Source organism: Aciditerrimonas ferrireducens, assembly GCF_023130475.1.
GTDB classification, from domain to species: Bacteria; Actinomycetota; Acidimicrobiia; order Acidimicrobiales; family UBA8190; genus Aciditerrimonas; species Aciditerrimonas ferrireducens.
Window position 1 is genome coordinate 1 of the sequence record NZ_JAKHEX010000010.1, and the last position, 20811, is coordinate 20811.

Annotated in this window: 22 protein-coding genes; 21 read left to right on the forward strand and 1 reads right to left on the reverse strand. The window is 71.4% G+C overall.

Going from position 1 to position 20811, the window contains the following annotated elements:
* Positions 1–590: 590 nt before the first annotated feature.
* The 4 genes from Acit_RS07240 (at position 591) to Acit_RS07255 (ending at position 4938) form a co-directional block, all read left to right on the forward strand.
* Positions 591–2225, forward strand: a complete 1635-nt coding sequence (locus Acit_RS07240) for an NRAMP family divalent metal transporter (protein WP_248107469.1) — start codon at positions 591–593, stop codon at positions 2223–2225.
* A gap of 100 nt (positions 2226–2325) precedes the next feature.
* Positions 2326–3102 carry an MgtC/SapB family protein gene (locus tag Acit_RS07245; protein ID WP_248107471.1) on the forward strand — a complete coding sequence of 259 codons (777 nt, stop codon included), beginning with the start codon at positions 2326–2328 and terminating at the stop codon, positions 3100–3102.
* A gap of 188 nt (positions 3103–3290) precedes the next feature.
* On the forward strand, positions 3291–4088 hold the full coding sequence (locus Acit_RS07250; RefSeq protein ID WP_248107474.1) for a response regulator transcription factor: 798 nt from the start codon (positions 3291–3293) through the stop codon (positions 4086–4088).
* A gap of 256 nt (positions 4089–4344) precedes the next feature.
* The gene (locus Acit_RS07255; RefSeq protein ID WP_248107476.1) at positions 4345–4938 is read left to right on the forward strand and encodes a hypothetical protein; all 594 of its coding nucleotides are present in this window, start codon (positions 4345–4347) and stop codon (positions 4936–4938) included.
* Positions 4939–4999: 61 nt separating this feature from the next.
* Here the strand turns inward: Acit_RS07255 and Acit_RS07260 are convergent, their stop codons facing one another.
* Positions 5000–5368: an ArsR/SmtB family transcription factor gene (locus Acit_RS07260; protein WP_248107478.1), complete on the reverse strand. Its 369-nt coding sequence runs from the start codon at positions 5366–5368 to the stop codon at positions 5000–5002.
* Positions 5369–5611: 243 nt separating this feature from the next.
* On the opposite strand from Acit_RS07260, the gene Acit_RS07265 reads away from it, so the two are divergent.
* The 17 genes from Acit_RS07265 to Acit_RS07345 form a co-directional block, all read left to right on the forward strand.
* Positions 5612–5851, forward strand: a complete 240-nt coding sequence (locus Acit_RS07265; RefSeq protein WP_248107480.1) for a sulfurtransferase TusA family protein — start codon at positions 5612–5614, stop codon at positions 5849–5851.
* Position 5852: 1 nt separating this feature from the next.
* Positions 5853–6248 (forward strand): DsrE family protein, encoded by a 396-nt coding sequence (locus Acit_RS07270; protein WP_248107483.1) that lies wholly within the window; start codon positions 5853–5855, stop codon positions 6246–6248.
* Between the two features lie 8 nt (positions 6249–6256).
* The gene (locus tag Acit_RS07275) at positions 6257–6985 is read left to right on the forward strand and encodes a 4Fe-4S dicluster domain-containing protein (protein ID WP_248107486.1); all 729 of its coding nucleotides are present in this window, start codon (positions 6257–6259) and stop codon (positions 6983–6985) included.
* A complete protein-coding gene (locus Acit_RS07280; RefSeq protein WP_248107489.1) occupies positions 6964–8157 on the forward strand; it encodes a heterodisulfide reductase-related iron-sulfur binding cluster in 1194 nt (397 codons plus the stop codon). Before Acit_RS07275 ends, Acit_RS07280 begins: the two co-directional genes overlap by 22 nt.
* A 70-nt stretch (positions 8158–8227) precedes the next feature.
* Positions 8228–9280 carry an FAD-dependent oxidoreductase gene (locus Acit_RS07285; RefSeq protein ID WP_282436525.1) on the forward strand — a complete coding sequence of 351 codons (1053 nt, stop codon included), beginning with the start codon at positions 8228–8230 and terminating at the stop codon, positions 9278–9280.
* Positions 9277–10029, forward strand: a complete 753-nt coding sequence (locus Acit_RS07290; RefSeq protein WP_248107490.1) for a hypothetical protein — start codon at positions 9277–9279, stop codon at positions 10027–10029. Before Acit_RS07285 ends, Acit_RS07290 begins: the two co-directional genes overlap by 4 nt.
* Positions 10030–10238: 209 nt before the next feature.
* Complete coding sequence (locus tag Acit_RS07295) at positions 10239–11303, forward strand: (Fe-S)-binding protein (protein WP_248107493.1); 1065 nt, start codon at positions 10239–10241, stop codon at positions 11301–11303.
* Positions 11293–12417: a lipoate--protein ligase family protein gene (locus Acit_RS07300; protein ID WP_248107495.1), complete on the forward strand. Its 1125-nt coding sequence runs from the start codon at positions 11293–11295 to the stop codon at positions 12415–12417. Before Acit_RS07295 ends, Acit_RS07300 begins: the two co-directional genes overlap by 11 nt.
* Positions 12414–12908, forward strand: a complete 495-nt coding sequence (locus Acit_RS07305) for a glycine cleavage system protein H (RefSeq protein WP_248107497.1) — start codon at positions 12414–12416, stop codon at positions 12906–12908. Before Acit_RS07300 ends, Acit_RS07305 begins: the two co-directional genes overlap by 4 nt.
* Positions 12905–13918: a radical SAM protein gene (locus Acit_RS07310; protein ID WP_248107499.1), complete on the forward strand. Its 1014-nt coding sequence runs from the start codon at positions 12905–12907 to the stop codon at positions 13916–13918. The genes Acit_RS07305 and Acit_RS07310 overlap by 4 nt, the downstream gene beginning before the upstream one ends.
* Entirely contained in the window at positions 13915–15045 is a 1131-nt protein-coding gene (locus tag Acit_RS07315; RefSeq protein ID WP_248107501.1) for a lipoate--protein ligase family protein, read from the forward strand. Before Acit_RS07310 ends, Acit_RS07315 begins: the two co-directional genes overlap by 4 nt.
* Complete coding sequence (locus Acit_RS07320; RefSeq protein WP_248107503.1) at positions 15042–16172, forward strand: radical SAM protein; 1131 nt, start codon at positions 15042–15044, stop codon at positions 16170–16172. Before Acit_RS07315 ends, Acit_RS07320 begins: the two co-directional genes overlap by 4 nt.
* A gap of 6 nt (positions 16173–16178) precedes the next feature.
* Positions 16179–16952 (forward strand): electron transfer flavoprotein subunit beta/FixA family protein, encoded by a 774-nt coding sequence (locus Acit_RS07325; protein WP_248107505.1) that lies wholly within the window; start codon positions 16179–16181, stop codon positions 16950–16952.
* Between the two features lie 27 nt (positions 16953–16979).
* The gene (locus Acit_RS07330) at positions 16980–17933 is read left to right on the forward strand and encodes an electron transfer flavoprotein subunit alpha/FixB family protein (RefSeq protein ID WP_248107507.1); all 954 of its coding nucleotides are present in this window, start codon (positions 16980–16982) and stop codon (positions 17931–17933) included.
* On the forward strand, positions 17933–20143 hold the full coding sequence (locus Acit_RS07335) for a heterodisulfide reductase-related iron-sulfur binding cluster (RefSeq protein WP_248107509.1): 2211 nt from the start codon (positions 17933–17935) through the stop codon (positions 20141–20143). The genes Acit_RS07330 and Acit_RS07335 overlap by 1 nt, the downstream gene beginning before the upstream one ends.
* A gap of 84 nt (positions 20144–20227) precedes the next feature.
* Complete coding sequence (locus Acit_RS07340) at positions 20228–20446, forward strand: hypothetical protein (protein WP_248107511.1); 219 nt, start codon at positions 20228–20230, stop codon at positions 20444–20446.
* 25 nt (positions 20447–20471) lie between these two features.
* A partial coding sequence (locus Acit_RS07345) for a glycine cleavage system protein H (protein WP_248107513.1) occupies positions 20472–20811 on the forward strand: 340 nt, incomplete at its 3' end.

Consider the following 20811-nt stretch of genomic DNA (forward strand, 5'->3'; position numbering starts at 1 on the left):
GGCGACCGACCCGGTAGCCCGGAGACGAGCCGGCCCGGTCGGCGCGGCGTGCGGAGGATCGCCTGCCGGTGGTCATGCCTCTAGCATTCTGGACGCCACCTCCGGAGGCAACGCCGGAGCCCGGTCCGTAACCAGCTGTTCATCTCGCGGTTGCGTGACTATTGCACGTGGGCGCGATAGAGTGCCCGCTGTCGGTGACGGCGTGCCCGTTCGGGCCCAGACGGAGGGAGGTGGACGCGATGCGCACCATCGAGCGAAGTAGCGAGCCTCCCAGTCGTCGTCCGAGCGCCTGAGGCCCCAGGGGCTTCGCGCTCGGTCACCCGACCGACGGGCGCCGCGTGAGGCGCCGGCGCCGGTCGTCCACTGATCTTCCGGAGGAGGGTGTCGCCGACGTCCCACAGCCAGGGCCGGCGAACTCCCCGGGCAAAACAAACCAGTTCTTCCATGCCCCTCGTCGCGAGCGGCGCTCGATGCGGCTGGGGGTCTGTTGTTCCACGTGTCGCCACGTTGCCTGCCGTCGTGCCGCGGCACAGCCGGCGGGCAGTGCACGTGCGCAGGACCGGGCACATGAAGGGAAAGGAGGTGAGACCATGGCACTGCGGGGCCTGACGGTAACGGGGGGAACGACCGAGACCCAGGACGAGGTCTGCGTCCGGGGCGCTCTTGGGACGCTCCGGGAGCGGCACCTGGTGGCGAGCCGGGCACCGCGCTGGATGATCCGGCTGTTCGCCTTCCTGGTCGTCATGGGGCCGGGCATCATCGTGATGATCGGGGACAACGACGCCGGTGGGGTGACCACGTACGCCCAGGCCGGCCAGGCCTACGGGTACAGCCTTCTGTGGCTCTTCCCGGTCCTCCTCGTCGTCCTGTTTGTGGCCCAGGAGATGGTGGGCCGTCTGGGAGCCGTGACCGGGGTGGGCCACGGCAAGCTGCTTCGTTCCCGGTTCGGCAAGTTCTGGGCCGCCTTCAGCGTCTTCGACCTCTTCCTCCTGAACTTCTTGACGCTGCTCACGGAGTTCATCGGGGTGGACCTGGGCGGTCGCTACTTCGGGGTGCCGGCGACCGTGTCGGTCCCGGTGATGGCGCTGCTGCTCTGCGCCATCGTCCTCGGCCGCCAGTTCTACCGCTGGGAGCGTTTCGTCTTCCTGCTGATCGGCGTGAGCATGCTCATGCTCGTCCTGCCCTTCCTGACCGGTCGGGGCCGCGTCGCCGACTGGGGCCAGGTGGCGCACAGCCTCGTGGTGCCGGGGGTGACCGGGGGCCTCTCGACCACCGCCATGATCTTCATCATCGGCATCGTCGGCACGACGGTGGCCCCCTGGCAGCTCTTCTTCCAGCAGGGCAGCGTGGTCGACAAGCGGATCGGGACGCGCTTCACGAACTACGCGCGGGCCGACACCTTCCTCGGGTCGGTGCTGACCAACCTCCAGGGAGCGGCGCTCGTGGTCGTCGGGGCGATGGCTTTCGTCGGCACGAAGCTCTTCGGCCAGCAGTCCAACGCCCTGCATCTGGCCCGGGGCTTCGCCCACTTCGTGACCCCGGCGCTCGGCACGGCGTTCGCCATCGTGCTGCTGAACGCCGCGCTGATCGGGGCGGCCACCGTGACCCTGGCGAGCTCGTACGCCATCGGGGACCTCTTCGGGGTGAACAGCTCGCTGAACTCCCGGTTCTCCGAGGCCAAGGGCTTCTACCTCTCCTACGTGGCGTCGGTGGCCCTGGCCGGGGGCATCGTGCTCCTGCCCCACCTGCCCCTGGGCCTCGTGAACCTGGGCGTGCAGGTCCTGGCCGGCATCCTGCTGCCCTCGGCGCTGGGTTTCCTCGTCCTGCTCTGCAACGACCGGGAGCTGCTCGGCCCGTGGCGGAACTCGCCGTGGCTCAACGTGCTGGCCACCATGATCGTGGGACTGTTGCTCCAACTCTCGTTGGTCCTCACCATCGGGACGGTCTGGAGCTCGGTGGACATCACCGTGGTCACGGTGCTGACCAGCATCCCCGTGCTGCTGGCGACGGTGGCCGTCGGGGTGGTGCAGCGCCAGCGGGAGGGCCGTTGGCGGGCCGACCCGGTCGACCTGGCCCGCCGGCAGGACTGGGTGACCCCGCCCGACGTGCTCGAGCGGCCGCTGCCCCCCTCGAAGGGGCGGACCGCGGTCCTCGGGGTCATGCGGGCCTACCTGGTGGTGGCCATGGTCCTCATGGTGGTGAGCTTCGTCAGCCTGGCCCACTGAATCCTGCGGGACCAAACAGCCTCGTCGGACTCGCCAAGGGGGCCCCGGTCGGGCGTCGGTCGCCGGCCCGGCCGGGGCCCGGGAACCCTGAGGAGCGAGCATGCACCCCTTCTCCCAGTCGGTCCCCGCCGGGGAGCTCGCGGTGTTCCTCGGCCGGGCGGTGATCGCCCTGCTGCTCGGGGGACTGATCGGCGCCGAGCGCCAGTGGCGATCCCGGATGGCCGGCCTGCGCACCAATGCCCTCGTGGCCCTCGGAGCCGCCCTCTTCGAGTTGCTCTCCTTGCTGCTCGCCGTCAGCCCGACCGCCAGCCTGGAGCACGGGGCGGTCGACTTCACCCGGGTGACCGCCTACATCGTCTCCGGGGTGGGTTTCCTCGGTGCCGGGGTCATCATCCGGGACGGGGTGAACGTCCGGGGCATCAACACGGCCGCCACGATCTGGTGCTCGGCCGCCGTCGGGGCCCTCTGCGGCACCGGCTACCTCCTCCCGGCGACCATCGGTGCGCTGGCAGTCGTGGTGGGCCATGTCGCCCTGCGGCCCGTTGCTCGGCGGATCGACCGGCGGCCGGCCGACCAGGCCACCGAGGTCGAGACCGCCTACCGGTTCGAGGCGGTCTGTGCCGCCGCCGAGGAGGCCCACGTCCGGGTGCTGCTGACCCAGGCCATCAGCGGCAGCGACTTCCGGTTGCGGGCCGTGCTCTCCGAGGACCTCGATCACGGGTCGGGCCGGGTGAAGGTGACGGCCGACCTCGTGGGCAGCGGCCGGGACGACGTGGCCCTGGAGGCAGCGGTGAGCCGGCTCAGCCTCGAGCCGGCCGTCGCCGCGGTGAGCTGGCGGGTGGCCGACGACCGGCGGCTCGAGGACCTCGACGGCTGAGCCAGCGTCGGCACCGGGACGGTCCACGGCCCGCGGCGGCGGTCGCAGGCGTCGCCGCTCCCTCGTGGCCGAAGGTTCGACGAAGGTTCCCCTCGTCGTCACCTGTCGTTCGCCCTCTGTTCACCAAGGCTCCGTAGCGTTCGCCCCGTGGTGCTCCACCACGGGAGACTGGCGGCGGCGGTGGGCTGGTGATCCTCCAGCGACGCCCAGGGCGGGCGCACCTCCTGGTGGTCGACGACGAGGAGTCCTACCGGACCGCCCTGGAAATCGGCTTGGGTGCCGAGGGCTACGAGGTCCGGACGGTGGAGGACGGCCGTTCCTGCCTCGCAGCCGTGGAGCACGAGCCGGTCGACCTCGTGGTCCTGGACATGATGCTCCCCGACCTCCCTGGCCTCGAGATCTGCCGGCGGCTGGCGGCGACCGGCCTGCCGGTCGTCGTGGTCAGCGCTCGATGCGCCGAGGTCGACGTCGTGGCCGGCTTGGAGGTGGGGGCTGCGGACTACCTGACCAAGCCGTTCCACCTCCGGGAGCTCGTGGCCCGGATCGAGGCGGTCCTCCGCCGGACCTGCTCGGCGGACCGGCGATGTGGCGTGCTGGCCAGTCCCGGCGACCCCGTGCCAGTCGGGGCGGCGGTTGTGGATGTCGAGGAGCTCTCTCCCCGGGTGGTCCAAGTGGGTCCGATCGAGGTGGATCTGGTGAGTCGTGAGGTCCGATTGTCGGGCCGACCGGTCGCCCTCACCCGGCGGGAGCTCGAGTTGGTGGAGATCCTTGCCTCGCCCCCCGGTCGGTTGCGGAGCCGGGAGGAGCTCCTGGCCCGCCTCTGGGGCGACCAGGAACTGGTCGACGACCGGACCCTCGACGCCCACATGCGGCGCCTGCGCCGCAAGCTCGAACCGGACCCGGCCAATCCCCGCTACCTGCAGACGGTCCGCGGGGTCGGGTTCCGCTTGGACGAGCCTGACGGCTCGAGCGCCCTCGGGGCGTGAGTCCCGCCCAGCGGCCCGAACATTTCACCCTTGACATAGATACGCACATACGCAGATAGTGAAGACGAGTCGCGTGCGTCCGGCTCGACGCTCCTGGGGTCGGGGGTCCCCGGGGGCGCTCTGCTGGGCGAGCGCGCTCGGTGGCGGGATCGGGGGGTGGAAGCCAACAGGCGGCGGTGGTCATGCCCCCGGGTGCACGGGGGCCGGTGGCCAACCGCCGGGCGGCGCGGGCCGCCGCAAGGGGGAGGGAAATGCCATGGCCTCGACGACCAATCGGGCGCGCACGTCAGCGAGCTGGCCCCTGTGGGTGATCCTGGTGCTCGGTGTCCTCCTGATCGTGGCGCCCTTCGCCATCTCGCTACCGAGCAAGGCGAGCGCCGGGCAGAAGATGCTCGACGCCTTCCACCCGATCATGGCGCCTTCGCACGTCAAGGAAACCGTCGCATACTACGACCAGACCTTCACCCCCCTCGGCCCCTTGGCCTCGGGCGCCGTCCAGGCGACGAGTGAGCTCCCCGGCCTGGTCGGCACGCTGGCGACGGCGTTGCACACGACGCCGAGCGGGGTCGAGCACCTCCTCGAGACCAACTTCCCAGCGATGGCCCAATTGATCCTGAGCTTCCCGAAGCTCGTGCCGATCTTCCAGAAGGTGCCCTCGGGCTTGACCTTCTACAAGCCGCTTGTCGACACCATGCAGGCCCAGGAGGCGAACTACCGTAGCGTGGACGGCCTGCCGAACTTCAACCTCTTCACCTGGTTCTTCGTGGTGCCCGGCGCGCTCTTCGTGATCCTGGCGGCCATCGCGCTCGTCGGTCGGGCCCGGGCGGCGAAGGCCGCTCAGACGGCCTGAGGACGACGCCGCTGGGGGCTCGCCGGGAGCTCGCGTTCCCCGCCCGGCACCCGGCCCGGCCTCAGGCCGACCGGAGCTGGTGCTGGCGGCCGATCTCCTCGTTCAGGACCTCTCGGAGCAGGTCGATGGCAGCGATCACCTTCGGGTAGCGCAGCGAGTAGATGACGCGGTTGCCCCGCCGCTCGACGTCCACGAGACCGCGGTCCCGGAGGACGGCGAGGTGCTGGGAGGTGTTCGACTGCGGCGCGTCCAGGTACGCGGCGAGCTCCCCGACGCTGCGGGGCCGCTCGGCCAGGGCGTAGAGCACCATGAGCCGCTTCGGCTCGTTCAGCGCCTTGCACATCTCGGCCACGAGCTCCTCGAGCTCCTGCCGCAGCCTCGGCTCGATGGTCTTGGGCCGCCCCGCCTCGCTCGTCGTGTGCTTGGCCATCCTCGTTCACTCCCCCGTCGGCTCGTCCCGCCAGTCCATTGCTCGTTCGTCCGCGCATGAACGAACTCGAGAGCAGCATAGCAAGTCCTCCACGAATATACGCCAGTACGAATGTCCGTGAAGGGGCCGATGCCCTTGACAGATCAACTCCATTCGAATATCGTCACAGACGCAGATAGGTGTAGGTCCTGTCCGGGTGGGGCATCGGGGCAGGCGCACCGCTCGCTCGGGGAGGGGAGCACGATGGGCGAGTACGAACCGGCCTCGGTCCTGGACTGCGAAGGCCTGCAGTGTCCTTTGCCGGTCGTCAAGACGGCTCAGGCGATGCGGCAGCTGGAGCCGGGACAGGTCCTGGAGCTCAAGGCGACGGATCCGGGCGTGGAGCCCGACATGAAAGCTTGGGCGTCCCGGACCGGGAACGAGCTCCTGGAGATCCGGCAGGAGCAGGGCGTCTACCACGTCTTCATCAAGAAGGCGGGCTGAGATGGCCAGCGTCGCCTGGGACCCCGAGGAGGGGGGCAAGGTCCTCTACGTCCAGACCCACGGGGTCGCCGACCCGGGGCGGTCGGCAACCCCGTTCTTCCTGGCAGCCTCGGCGGCCGCCATGGAGTGTCAGGTGGCCATCTACTTCACGATGTACGGCCCCCAGCTGCTCCAACGCGACGTGGTCGACAAGATCGGCCCGAAGGGCGACCGGGGCCAGCCGCTCTCCTACTTCATCAAGCAGGCCACGGATCTCGGGGTACGGCTCTACGTCTGCCAGCCGTCCCTCGACCTGAACGACCTGACCATCGAGCAGCTGATCGACGGGGTGGAGATGATCGGCGGCGCCGCTTTCAACGACCTGGCCATGACGGCCGACGCCGTCATCTCCTTCTAGGGGACGCAATGAGCACCAGCGTCGTCGACCCGTACCTGAAGGCCCCCGAGGTCGCAGGCTATGCCGACGTGTCCTTCGAGGAGAAGCGGAAGCTCTTCGAGGAGGTCAAGCAGGACGCGCGGTACCCGGACTACCTCTACGGGTGCTACGAGTGCGGCGTCTGCGTGGCCGTCTGCCCCTCTGCTCGTTTCTACGACTTCAGCCCCCGCCGGATCGCCCAGGCGGCGGCCAGGGAGGACGTGGAGCTGCTCTACCAGCAGATGCAGGAGGACATCTGGGAGTGCTCCCAGTGCTTCTCCTGTCTGCGCTGCCCTCGGGGCAACAACCCGGGCGGGATCGTGACGATCATGCGGGAGGTGGCGGTCCGCCACGGCATGGCCTCGGCGCGAGAGGCCCTCGAGGGCTACTCCAGGATCATCTACAAGATCATGTCGACCGGGACCCAGGTCTCCCCGGACATGCTGCAGCCCGACGCGTTCCCCGACTGGGGTCCGGAGGTCGCCGACGTCTCGGAGCACCTGAAGCTCTGGCGCCGGGCCCTGCCACCCGAGACGTTGCACACCACCTCCACTGGTTGGGACGTCTCGGACCGAACCCTCCTCGAGCTCTACGTGATCTGGCTCGAGACCGGCGTGCTGGACATGATCCGCGAGGTCGACGAGGGGCCGGCCGACCCTGCGGGGCCGGTCGGTGGTCGTCTCCGAGAGGAGGTGTCATGCCGATCCCGGTGGACGTGATTCTGCGGAAGAAGGAGCGCTTCGTGCGGGACCCCGACCGGGTGCCGCCGGACTTCCACGAGGAGCTCGACCGCCTGGAGGAAGCGGGGGAGCTGGTGGTGCAGCGGATCCCCGAGGGCGTCGAGGTGGTGGAGGTCCCCACGAAGTACGGGCGGCCCAAGCGGGTCCCGAAGTCGCACCTCTGGCACCACAAGTCCTGCGGCCAGTGCGGCCACATCCCGGGGTACTCGACCTCGATCTTCTGGGTCATGCGGAAGCTGGGCTACGACTACCACGACCCGAAGGACCAGACCTCCTGCACCGCCTGGAACTACTACGCGAGCGCCACCTCGAACGACGCCGCGCAGGCCGCGGTGGCGGTCCGCAACTTCGCCGCCGCCCACGAGACTGGCTACTTCCCCCTCATCCACTGCGGCACCTCCTACGGGCACTACAAGGAGGTCCGGGCGGAGCTGCTCGAGCACGCCGAGCTGCGGGCCCAGGTGCGGCGAGTGCTCGAACGACTGGGCAAGCCCCTGGTGCTGCCCGAGGAGATCGTGCACTACTCGGAGTGGTTCTACGCCTTGCGCGACGAGATCGCCGCCAGGCAGGTCCGGGACTTCAGCGGCATCGCCGTGACGGTCCACCCGGCGTGCCACTACTACAAGCTGGTCGAGGGAGACGCCATCTACGACCCCGACGTCTACGGCGGGCAGCGGACGGCCGTGGTGACCGCCCTGGCCGAGGCGCTCGGCGCCGAGGTCCGGACCTACTCGACCTGGTTCGACTGCTGCGGCTTCGGCTTCCGGCACATCCTGGTCCAGCGGGACTTCACCCGCTCCTTCGCCACGCTCCGGAAGATCGAGGTCATGAAGGAGGAAGCCGACCCGGACGTGGTCCTGACCCACGACACCGGGTGCGTGACCACCCTGGACAAGAGCCAGTTCGCCGCCCAGGCCCACGACCGCAACGTCGGCGTGGCCGTCATGTCCGAGGCGCAGTTCGCCGCCCTGGCGATGGGGGCCCATCCCTTCAAGGTCTGCCAGCTGCACTGGCACTCGGCCAACTACCGGCCCTTGCTGGAGAAGATGGGCATCGACTGGGAGGCGGCCTGGGCGGAGTTCCAGGAGGACGTGGAGCGCCTGCGGCGGGGGGAGCAGGAGTACTTGACCTGGGAGGACGTCGACGCCTGACGCGGTCGGCCCCGCAGGGGCGCTGACCGGCGGGATCGAAGACCGGGGGACGAGGAAGGGGAGGGGCCAGATGGGCAGAGTCGTGGTCATCGGGGGCGGGCCTGCCGGCTTGGCGGCGGCGACGAGCGCCGCCGAGCTCGGGGCGGACGTGGTGCTGGTGGAGCAGGAGTCGTTCCTGGGTGGCACCCCCATCCGGGAGCACTACGCCTCGATCACGCCGAAGATGGAGTCCGCCGAAGAGGCGATCGGTCGTCGGGTGGGGGCGGTCGAGGCCCACCCGCGCATCGAGGTGCTGACGGGCTCCCGGGTCACGGAGCTCAGAGGAGAGGTCGGCTCCTTCCAGCTCCAGGTGGAGGGACCGAAGAGCCAGGAGCTGAGCTGCGGGGCGGTCGTGGTGGCCACCGGCTTCCAGCACTTCGACCCGGGCCGGGAGACCCAGATGTACGGCTACTACGAGTTCCCCGACGTGCTCGCCCTGCAGGACCTCGAAGCCATGTTGAAGGCCGGCCAGGTGGTGCGCCCCTCGAACGGCCAGCCCCCGCGTCGGCTCTGCTTCGTCCAGTGCGTGGGCAGCCGGGACCGGCGGATCGGGAACGAGTACTGCTCGAAGGTCTGCTGCGGCGTGGCCTCGAAGGAGGCCATCGAGGTCCGCGAGCAGCTCCCCGACTGCGAGGTGTTCATCTTCTACATCGACATGCGCATGTACGGCTACTGGGAGAGCCAGATCTACTGGCCGGCCCAGGAGAAGCACCACGTGCAGTACGTGAAGGGGATCGTGAGCGAGGTGCTCCCGAAGGGGGACCAGCTCCTCGTCCGGGGCGAGGACACGACCCTGGGGCGGCCCATGGAGCTGACCATGGACATGGTGGTCCTCTCGGTGGGCATGGAGCCCTCGCCGGGGACCCGGGAGATGGCGAGGGTCCTCGGCATCGCCCAGAACAAGTACGGCTTCATCGAAGCCGCGGATCCGCCCCTGGACACCGTCTCGACCAGCCGGCCGGGCATCTTCGCCGCTGGCGCCGCCCTCGGCCCGGCCGACCTCGAGGACTCCGTCTCGACCGGGGCGGCGGCGGGCAGCCGCGCCGTGGTGGCCGCTGCGAGCCAGCCGGCGGTGGCCGGGTGACCCCGATGGTGGTCGAGGGGCCCGCCGTGCTCGACGAGGTGGCCAGCCAGGATTTCCTGGCCGCGGCGCTGGCAAAGGTCGACGCACCCGCACTCGACGAGCTCGCGGAGGGCGTCTGGCGCAAGCACGAGCGGGTACGGACGCTCCTCGACGACCTGCGGGCCGGGGAGCCGCGGTCCCTCTCGGCGCTGCTCGGGCTGGTGTTCGCCTGCCGTCGGCACCAGGCCGAGCTCCTCGGGGCGGTGGGCGAGGAGGCCCTGGCAGCGGGCCTGCTCGACCTCGTCGACGGGGACGGTTCGCTGCCCGAGCGGATCGACCGGACGGTCGACCTGTTGGCGCCGGCTGGCCCCCTCGGCTTCGACCTCCCGGGGGAGGTCCTGCACTTCGCCGACCCGGCTCGGTTCTGGCTCTGGACCCGCTGGATGTGGGACCCCGAGCGGGAGACAGGTGCCCTTGCACTCGTCGCCGCCGAACCGCCCGACCCGGACCTCGGTCGAAGCGGTGAGGCCTACCTGGCCGTGGGTTCGCTGGTGGGAGCGGTCACCTCGTGGCTGGGGGATCGGGGCGTCGCCCTCGGCTCCCCGGCCTGCCCGCCGTCGGTCACCGTCGACGTGCTCCTGGCCTGTGTCTACGCCGTGTACCTCGGCACGGTGCTGCGGCTGCGCATGACCCAGGAGTTCAACCGCCTCGTGCCCCCGATGCCGGACCTGGTCAGCCGGCTGCTCGGGGTCCGCTACCTGGAGGGCTGAACCATGCCGATCGCCGGCCGGAAGGAAGCGCCCGTCGTCGTCGAGAAGGAGGTGGCGACCGTCGCCTCGACCATCTCGGGACGGACGACCGAGCTGCCCGCCAGCTGGAACCGGATGTTCGAGCCCCGGGTCCTCCGGGAGCACACCTCCTCGGGGTTCGCCGCGCTCCGGGCCGTCGAGGGCGGCGAGTCCCTCGAGTGGTGCTACGGGTGCGGCAAGTGCGTGCCGGTCAGCGGGGCGGAGACCTCCTCCACGACGACCTGCTCTGGCTCTGCACCACCTGCGCCAACTGCCTCCGGGTCTGTCCGAAGGAGGTGAACATGGTGCGGGTCATGCCGGCGGCCCGGGAGCAGGCCGTCGGCCAGGGGGCCGTGCCCCGCGAGCTCCAGGACGTCTTCGAGAAGACCTTCCGCTACGGCAACTGCCTCGGGGAGAACCCCCGGCGCAGAGCCCTGTGGACCCGGGGAGCAGGTGTGCCGGTCCGGGTCCTGCCCCAGGACCCCGGGCCAGTCGACGTGCTGTTCTACGTCGAGGACTACTGGAGCTACCATCCCCGGGGCCAGCAGGCCGCCCAGGCCTTCGCTCGGGTGGCCACCGCCCTCGGGGTGGACTTCGCGATCCTGGGCCCAGAGGAGCGGACGGTCGGCGACTCCCAGCGGCTGGCCGGGGAACGGGGGCTCTTCGAGGCCTTGGCCGAGCAGGTGATGGCCACCCTGGCCAAGTACCAGTTCGCCAGGATCGTCACCCCCGACCCGCACGCCTTCAACGCCCTCTTGAAGGAGTACCCGAAGCGAGGCGGGCACTACGAGGTCCTGCACTACACCCAGCTGCTCGCCCCCCTTGTCGACCGCCTCCCCATGCGGTCCGATCTGCCTCCTCGCCGGGTCACCTTCCACGACCCCTGCTACCTGGGTCGCCACAACGGGGAGTACGACGCCCCCCGGAGCCTGCTCCGGGCCATTCCCGGCGTGGAGCTGGTCGAGATGGCTCGCTGCCGGGAGAACGGCTACTGCTGCGGCGGCGGCGGGGGCGGCATGTGGCTGGACGGGCTGAGCGGCAGCCACACCAGGGAACGGCTCTCCGAACGCCGGGTCCGGGAGGCCGCGGCGACCGGTGCCGAGGTCCTGGCGGTCTGCTGCCCCTACGAGGTCTCCCGCTTCGAGGACGCGGCGAAGTCCACGGGCAACGAGCAGCTGGTGGTGCGGGACATCGTGGAACTGCTCGACGAGGCCATGGTCAAGAGCGCCGACGGGGGAGGGGGCGATGGGGCCTGAGGCGCTCCTGGAGACCCCGGCGCGACCGGGGAGCCGAGGCAGCCGGCGGGCCGGGCGAACCCTCGGGACGCTGCGGGTCCTCGACTTCGGTGCCGTCTCCCCGGTGCGCTCCCAGAGCCTCTGGCACGCGCTGGCCTGTGGCGTGGGGCGAGGGTCGCCGGCTGCCCTCGCGCTGTGCCGGCCGGCGCAGCCCTACGTCTCCCTCGGGTACCACCGGCCCCTCGCCGACCTGGACCTCGGGACCTGCCGGCGTCGGGGTCTGCCGGTCCTGCGGCGCCTGGTCGGCGGCGGGACGGTGTACCTGGACCCGCGGCAGCTGTTCTTCCAGGTCGTCGTGCCGCCCGACGCCGTGCCGGCGGCCCGTTCCCAGGCAGTGGCCGAGCTGCTCGGGCCGGCCAGGGCGGCGTTCGAAGCCGCGGGCCTCCCGGCCGACTTCGACCAGGGCGAGTTGGCGGTGGCGGGCCGAAAGGTCTGCGGGCACGGGGCCGGGCTCGTGGGCGGTGCCGTGGTGGTCGTCGGCAACCTCCTCGAGCGCTTCGACGCCGCTGCGGCGGCCGGGGTGCTCTGGGCCCCCGACGCCGAGAGCCGTCGGCGTCTCGCCGGGCGCATGGCCGAGTGCGTCGGGCCCGACCCCACCTGGCCGGTCGACGCCCAGGCCTTCGCCGAGGGTCTGGTGAGCGCCTACGCCGAGGCCTTCGGGGTCACGCCCGAGCCTGGCGGGCTGACCCCTTTCGAGGAGCGGGTGGCACGCCGTTTCGACCGGCTGCTCGGGTCCCCGGCGTTCCTCTGCGGGCCCGGCGGCCAGTCCGAGACCCAGCTGACCGAGCGGCGACGGGCCGAGATCTGGACCGTGAAGGTCCGCGCCGGCGTGGTGGAGGCCCGGGTCGTCCTCGACTCGACGGTGCTGCGGGCCGCCCTCGTAGGGGGACGGCTGCGGGACGTGGTGGTGGAGGACCCCGAGGGGGACCAGGACCCGGGCGTCGCAACGGCGCTCGAGGGCGTGACCGAGGGGAGCCCAGCCCTGGAGGCGCTGGCCCGAGGCGGTCCGTCGGCGGCGAGGGCGGCCGCAGCGGCGGCGCGGCTCTTGGCGAGAGCGCGAGGAGGTGGCGAATGAGCGAGGACGACGCGGTGGCCGGACCGACCGACGACGGGCAGCTGGTCCGGGTCGAAGGGTTCCTGGTGCGGCTCGACCTGGCCTACGAGCCCGACGGGCACCTGTGGGTGGCCCCTCCGGACGGGTCGACCGGGAACGTCCGCATCGGCCTGGACCCCCTCGGGGTCGAGACGACCGGGACGGTGGCCCACCTGGTGGTGGGGTCGGTCGGGACCCGGGTCCGCCGGGGGGAACCCCTCGGTTCCCTGGAGGCCGAGAAGTTCGTGGGTCCCCTCGTGGCTCCCCTGACCGGTGTGATCCGGGCGGTGAACCCGGCGTTGGCCACGCCCCGACAGGTGGTCGAGGACCCCTACGGCACCTGGGTGGCGGAAGTCCTGCCCGAGGCCTGGGAGGAAGAGTCCGCGCAGCTGGTCCGTGGTGCCGATCGGCTGCCGGCCTGGTTCGCGGACGAGGTCCGCCGGTTCCGCCTGGAGGGAGTGCTGGCCCAGTGAGCGGCCTCGGACGGACGACAGGGGCCGGGCCGGCTGGCCGGCCCATCCACTTCTACGCCCCCGGCCTCAAGAGGTGGCAGAGCGCGGAGTGGCAGCCGACGAACCCCCGACGCTTCCTCCCCGTCTCGGTCACGGGGGGCAGCTGCGCCCTGCAGTGCGACCACTGCCAGGCGAAGGTGCTCGAGGGCATGGTGTCGGTCCGCGCCGGTCGGGACCTCTACGAGGTGGCCCGGGCCCTGCACCAGCGGGGAACCCAGGGCATCCTGCTCTCGGGGGGCTCGGGGCGGAACGGTGCCGTGCCGCTCGAACGGCACCTGCGGCTGGTGCCCCGGATCCGCGCCGAACTGGGCATGCGGGTCGTGGTCCACTGCGGGGTGGCCACCCCGGGCTTGGCCCGCGCCCTGGCCGATGCCGGTGTCGACGGGGTCATGGTCGACCTCATCGGGGCACGGGAGACCCTGCAGGACGTCTACCACCTGGACCTCGGGCCGGAGGACGTCGATCGGGCCCTCGGGCTGCTCTGCGACGCCGGTCTGCGGGTCATCCCCCACATCGTCCTCGGCCTGCACTACGGCCGGTTCCTCGGGGAGCAGCGGGCCCTGGCCATGGCCGTCGAGCGGGCGGTCGGCACGCTGATCCTGGTCGTGCTGGTGCCCCTGGTCGGCACCCCGATGGCGGACTGTGCGCCGCCGGAGGCGGCCGAGGTCACCGCGTTCTTCGAGACGGCCAGGGACGCGCTGCCCACCGCCACGGTGAACCTCGGGTGCGCCCGGCCCATGGGTCAGCTCAAGCGAACCCTGGACGAGGCGGCCGTCGACCTCGGCCTCGACGGCATCGCGTATCCCGCCGAGGGCATGGTGGCCTACGCCCGTTCGCGCGGGCGTCCCGTCGAACTCCACGAGTGGTGCTGCTCGATGACCTGGGAGGAGGAGCCCGTGCCCTTCCCGGCCGACGCCGTCCCCCTCGGGTTGCCGGTGCGCCGGCCGGTCGCCGAGGTCGGTGCTCGATGAGCCGGTCGGCGGGCCCGTGGCGGTTGCTGGTCGACGACGGGGTCGGCGCTGCGGAGGGCCTGGCGGTGGACGAGGCCCTCATGGCCAGCTACGGCCGCGACCGGCCGCCCCGGGAGCCGACGGTGCGCCTCTACACCTACCGGGACCACTGCGCCCTGGTCGGCCGGTACCAGCATCTGGCGGCCGAGGTGGACCTGGAGCGGGCCCGGGCCCTCGGGGTCCAGGTGAACCGGCGGCCGACGGGAGGCGGCGCCATCGTGATGAGCCGAGGGCAGCTCGGGGTGGCCGTCGTCACCCGGGCGCCGGCGGCCGAACGGCCCCGGGACCTGCTGGAGCGCTACGCCGAGGGCATCCTGCGAGGGCTCGCCTCCTTGGGCATCGAGGCCGGGTTCCGGGGCAAGAACGACCTCGAGGCCGGGGGACGCAAGATCGCCGGCCTGGGCCTGTACCTCGACGGGAACGGGGCGCTGCTCTTCCACGCCAGCGTCCTCGCCGACCTGGACGTTCCCCTCATGCTGTCGGTGCTCCGGATCCCCGCCGCCAAGCTGGCCGACAAGGCGGTGGCCGCAGTGGCCGAGCGGGTCACGACGGTGAGCCGGGTCCTCGGGGAGCCCTGGGACGGGCCCCGCCTGCGGCCCTGGGTGGCGGCGGGGATCGCCGAGGCCACCGGGGCCGAACTCGAGCCCCGCTCCGTCGAGCCCGAGGAAGCCGAGCTGGCGAGCCGCCTGGTGGAGGAGAAGTACACCAGCGCCACCTGGCTGGAGCAGCGCAGCCCGCAGCCCGACGCCACGGCCAGCGCCCTGGTGAAGACGCCCGCCGGTCTCCTACGGGCCTATCTGGCGGTCAGCGGGGACGTGGTGAAGAGCGTCGTCTTCACCGGGGACGGCAGCGAGCTCGGACCGGCGTTCGCCCGGCTGGAAGCCGCCCTGACCTGGCAGCCCCTCGAGGAGCGGGCAGTGGCGGCTGCCGTGCGCCGGGCCGTCGGCGAGGACCCGAGCGCCGAGGGCGTCGACCCCGAAGCCCTGGCCGAGGCCCTGGTCGAGGCCGGTCGGCGGGCTGCCAGCCGGGAGCTGGCCGCCCCCATGCGGACCGGATCCTGCTACTTCCCGGAGGTGACCACCCGATGAGCGCACCCACCACGAGCCCCGCTGCTCCGACGGTCCCGGTGGCCCTCGGACGGCCGAGCGGGAACGGGTCCCAGGAGAGCCCGACCTGGGTCCGGGTCTCGGGGGCGAGCGCCATCGCCCTCCGGCTGCGCTCGGGCCGTTTCGGTCGGTCCTTCGCCTTCGGCGGCATCAACCTGCTGCTGACCTACGACGACGGGTGCCGCTCGGACTGCGCCTACTGCGGACTGGCTCGGACCCGGCCCGGGACGTACGACGAGAAGTCATTCATCCGGGTGGAGTGGCCCCTCGTGGCCACCGACGAGCTGGTGGCCCGGATGGCGGCGCACGAGGAGCGGCTGACCCGGCTGTGCATCTCGATGGTGACCCACCCGCGTGCGTTTCGGGACACGGTGACCATCACCGAGGCCATCCGCTCCTCGGTCCGGACGCCCTTGTCGGTCCTCGTCGCCCCGCCGACCCTGAACCGGCGGAAACTCGAGCGCCTGGCCGACCTCGGCGTCGACATGATCGGGGTAGGCCTGGACGCAGTGACCGAGGACCTCTTCCGGTCGCTTCGGACCGAGGTGCCGGCAGGCGGCGCCGGCCTGTCGTGGGACAAGTACTGGTCGGTGGTCAGCGACGCCCGGGACCTCTTCGGCCCCTGGAAGGTGAACTGCCACCTGCTGGTCGGCCTGGGGGAGCGGGACCGGGACCTGCTCGAGCTCATCACCGCCCTGCACGACCAGCAGGTGCTCAGCTACCTCTTCTGCTTCAATCCCGAGCCGGACTCCCGTCTCGGGGAGAGGGAGAAGACGCCGCTGCGCCGGTGGCGACGGATCCAACTGGCACGGTTCCTCGTGCAAGAGCGGGGATTTCGCCTCCAGGACTTCGGGTTCGACGACGAGGGTGGTCTGCGGGCCATCCTCGGACCGCCCGAGGTGGTGCGCGACGCGATCCGGAGCGGCGAGCCGTTCATGACGAACGGCTGCCCGGGCGAGCAGGGCGAGCCCGGCTGCACCAGGCCCTACGGGTCCTACCGCCCCTCGGAGCCCTTCCGGGACTTCCCGTTCCTCCCGAACGGCGAGGACCTGGCAGTGCTGGAGGCCGAGCTGGCGGTCGAGGAGTTGCTGGAACGAGGCAGGAGGTAGCTGGCCATGCGGATCGTGGTGCCCATCAAGCAGGTGCCGGACCTGGTCGAGGAGCTGGAGCTGCTCCCCGAGGGGACCGACCTCGACCGGGACCTTTTGACCTTCAAGCTCAACGAGTACGACGATCACGCCGTCGAGGAGGCCCTCTGCCTGAAGGAGGCGGCCGGGGCCGAGGTGGTGGTCGTCGGGCTGGACGAGCCCGAGATCGACCAGTCCCTCTACACCGCCCTGGCCAAGGGTGCCGACCGGGCGGTGAAGCTGACCGGGGACCTCGAGGGCTGGATCGACACCCATCGGCGGGTGGCCGCCCTGGCCTCCTGGCTGGCTTCGGAGCCCTTCGACCTCGTCCTGGTGGGGGTCCAAGCGGTCGACGACCTCGACGGCCAGGTGCCGGCCCTGCTCGGGGCCCGCCTCGGGGTGCCCCACGTGTCGGTCGTCACCCGGGTGGAGCCGAGCGGGGACGGCGCCGCGCTGGTCCACCAGGAGTACAGCGGCGGGCTGGCGGCCGAGCTCGAGGTCCGGCTGCCGGCGGTCGTCGGCGTCCAAGCGGCTCGGCAGGCGCCTCGCTACGCCTCGATCACCCGGGTGCGCCAGGCCATGCAGGAGGGCTCGATCGAGGAGGTGGCGGCGACAGGGGCCGACGAGGCGGCTGGGCTGCGGGTGCGGCGGCTCTTCGCCCCCGAGGCGAGCGGGCACGCCGAGATGCTCGAGGGCAACGTCGGCGAGGTGGCGGAGCGGATCCTGGAGCTGCTCCGGACCCGGGGCCTGCTGAAGGCCTGAAGGACGGAGCAAGGAGGGAGGACGACGATGGCGAACGACGTGCTGGTGGTGGTCGAGGAGCAGGACGGGACGGTGACCGACGCGACGAGGGAGCTCCTCGGAGCCGGGCGTGCCCTTTCCGGCGAGCTGGGCGGCGAGGTCCTGGCCCTGCGCCTGGGCCCGGGCAGCCTGGCGGAGCAACTGGCGGGGGCCGACCGGGTCCTCCACGTGGAGCACCCGGCACTCGAGCCCTACAACCCCGAGGCCTGGGAAGTGACGGTGGCCGAGGTCGCCAAGGAACGAGGCGCCCGGGTGGTGCTGATGGCGACGACCACGGTCGGCATGGACCTGGGGCCGGCCGTGGCGGCGCGCCTCGGGGCGCCGGTCGTCTGCTACGTGGTCGGGGCAGCGGTCGACGGCGGTCAGTTGGTGGCGACCGCGAAGATCTACGGGGGCAAACTGCTCGCCGAGGTCGAGGTGCCGGGCGAGGCGGCGGTCCTCGTGGCCATCGGCGGGTCCTTCGCCCCGGCGAGCGGCGGCAGTGTGCCCGAGGTCGAGCCCGTCCCCGCCCCGGCCGCCCTCGACGGGCTGCGGACCGCGGTCCGCCAGCGGATCGAACCGGACCGCAGCGACGTCGACATCACCGCCGCCGACCTGCTCGTGGCAGTGGGCCGGGGCATCGGGGACCGGGACAACCTCGAACTCGTCCAGGAGCTGGCCGACGCCCTCGGGGCGCCGCTGGCCTCGTCCCGGCCCCTGGTCGACCAGGGCTGGATGCCGAAGTCCCGTCAGGTCGGCAAGTCCGGCCTGAAGGTCAAGCCGAAGGCCTACCTCATGTTCGGGATCTCGGGCGCCCCGGAGCACATCGAGGGCATGCGGGACGCCGAGCTCATCGTGGCCTGCAACACGGATCCGAACGCCCCGATCTTCGAGGTGGCCCACTTCGGGACGACGGCAGACCTCTTCGACCTGGTCCCGGCCCTGGTGGAACGGGTGGGCTGATGCCCCTGGGCCACGCCCCGATGCTGCTGGCCCTGCCAGCGAACCGGATCACCCGGCCGATCTTCGGCGGGGAGACCGAGACGGCCAAGACGGTGTTCTACGTCCTGGCCCTCCTCACCGTGCTGGTCTTCGCCTATGGGTGGTTCCGCCGGGTAAGGAAGTACGAGCGGGGCCGGCGGACGGTCCTCCAGCGGCTCCGCCGCGACGAGCAGGTGCCCAGTCCCTCCCCGGTGGTGGCCCCGCCTCGCCTGGGTGTGGCGCTGTGGCGGGTCCTGGCGAACACCCCGGTCCGACGGCGGAACCGGGCAGTGGGAACGGCTCACCTCCTGCTGTTCTGGGGGTTCACCGGGCTCTTCCTCGCCACGGTCATCCTGAGCGCCGACTACGACGTCTACCGGAACGTGAGCCGCTGGATCACCGGTTCCAGCCACACGTTCTTCGACGGCACCTTCTACGAGGCCTACAACGCCGTGTTCAACGCCGCCGGCCTGCTCGCCGTCGTCGGCCTCGTGGTCCTCATGGTGCGCCGAGCCCGGTCCCGAGGGGTCCGGCTCGACTACCGGCGGGCCGAGCAGCCCACGAGCGGCTACTCCCGGGTGTGGTTCGTGCTCGGCGACTGGGTCTTCAGCGGGTCGCTGCTCGTCATCCTGCTCACCGGCTTCGGCATCCAGGGACTCCGGATCCTCCACGAGCACCTGCCCGGCTTCGAGCGCTGGACCTGGTTGGGCTACGCGGTGGCCGAGGCGTTCCGGGGCATGGGCGTCTCCCCCGCTGCCGCCGGCGGGGCCCACGCGATCCTCTGGTGGGTCCACGTCGGCTTCGCCCTGGCCTTCGTGGCCTACGTGCCGTACTCGAAGGCCATGCACATGCTGACCGCCCCGGTCAGCCTGCTCGCAACGAACCCGGGGGCCACGAGGCGCCTCCCGCCACCGCCGGAAGGCAAGCCCGGGTACGTGACCCTGGCCGACTTCAGCTCCAAGGAGCTGCTCGACCTCGACTCCTGCACGAAGTGCGGGCGGTGCCACGAGGCGTGTCCGGCTCGGACCTCGGGCGCACCCCTGTCCCCGCGGGACCTGATCCTCGACCTGCGCCAGTGGGCCGATCACCAGGGGGGGACGGTGAGCCTGCTCGACTGGGAGACCCGGCCGGAGCCCTCGGGACCCGTCGCCGGTGCGCCGAGCGAGCCGGTCGCGGGGACGGTCGTGCCCGAGCGGACCCTGTGGGCCTGCACGACCTGCATGGCCTGCGTGGAGCTCTGCCCGGTCGGCATCGAGCACGTGCCCCTCATCGTGAACCTCCGCCGGAGCCTGGTTGACCAGGGCCGCATGGAGCCGACGCTGCAGACCGCCCTGCAGGCCCTCTCCCAGCAGGGCAACTCCTTCGGCAAGTCGGCCCGGATGCGGGCCCGGTGGACCAAAGGACTGTCCTTCGAGGTGCCCGACGCCCGGAAGGAGCCGGTCGAGTACCTCTGGTGGGTCGGGGACTTCGCCTCCTTCGACGACCGGGTCCAGGGGGTCTCCCGGCAGCTCGCGGAGCTGCTCCACGCGGCGGGGATCTCCTTCGGCCTGCTCTACGAGGACGAGCGGAACGCCGGGAACGACGTGCGACGGGTCGGGGAAGAGGGGCTCTTCGAGCTGCTGGTGGAGCGGAACCTTGCCGCCATGGCGAAGGCCGACTTCCAGACGGTCCTGACCACCGACCCCCACACCTTCAACACGATGCGGAACGAGTACCCGCAGTACGGTTTCGACAAGCCCGTCCGGCACTACACCCAGCTGCTGGCCGAGCTCCTGGAGAGCGGTCGGATCCCGGTGAGGCCGCTCGGGCGCCGGGTCACCTACCACGATCCGTGCTACCTCGGACGGTACAACCGGATCACCGATCCGCCCCGCCGAGTCCTCGCGGCCATCGGCTGTGAGCTCGTCGAGATGCCCCGGAACCGGGAGGCCACCTTCTGCTGCGGGGCGGGCGGCGGCCGGATCTGGATGGTCGACGATCCCCAGGTGCAGGAGCGGCCGAGCGAGAACCGGATCAAGGAGGCCGCGGCGCTCGGGGTCGACACCTTCGTGGTGGCCTGCCCGAAGGACTTCACCATGTACTCCGACGCGGTGAAAACCACCGGGCACGAGCAAGACATGACGGTGGTCGACCTGGTCCAGCTGGTCGCCGAGGCCATGGCACCGACCCTGGCCGAAGCCGTGGCTGGCTAGGAGGGTCGAGTGGAGTGCCCCTGGTGCCCCACGGAGGCCGAGCCTCGCGGCCTACACCGGCACCTCGTCGAGGTGCACCCGGAGGTGGTGGCACTCGTCACCCAGGGCAGCCAGGCCCGCTACGAGCTGGCCTGCCCGATCTGCGGCGAGCGGCTGCACCGGGCAGTGAAGCCCTTCGGCGCAGGGGCCGCGTTCCTCGCGGAGCATCGAGAGCAGGTGCTCCTGGTGGCTTTCGACGTGCTCGTCCACCACCTCCTGGTGATGCACGGGGACGGCGAGGGCAGAGCGGTCGGGAACAGCTGAGGACGACGAGAGAGGAGGCGGCGTCATGGCCGAGGTCCGGTCCTGCAACATCCCCGAGGACCTCTACTACCTCGTGGAGAAGCACGTCTGGGGACGACGCGAAGGGGACGAGATGGTGGTGGGCCTCTCCGACGTCGCCCAGCACCTGGCGAAGACCATCATCTCGGTCACCTTGAAGGAGCCCGGCAAACCCATCCGCAAGGGTCGCAGCATCGCCACCGTGGAGAGCGGCAAGTGGGTCGGCCCGGTGCCCTCTCCGGTCAGCGGCTCGATCGTGGCGGTGAACGAAGCCCTCCGGGACGACCCGGCCACCTTGAACCGGGATCCCTACGGGGCGGGGTGGATCGCTCGGGTGGCCTGCGCCG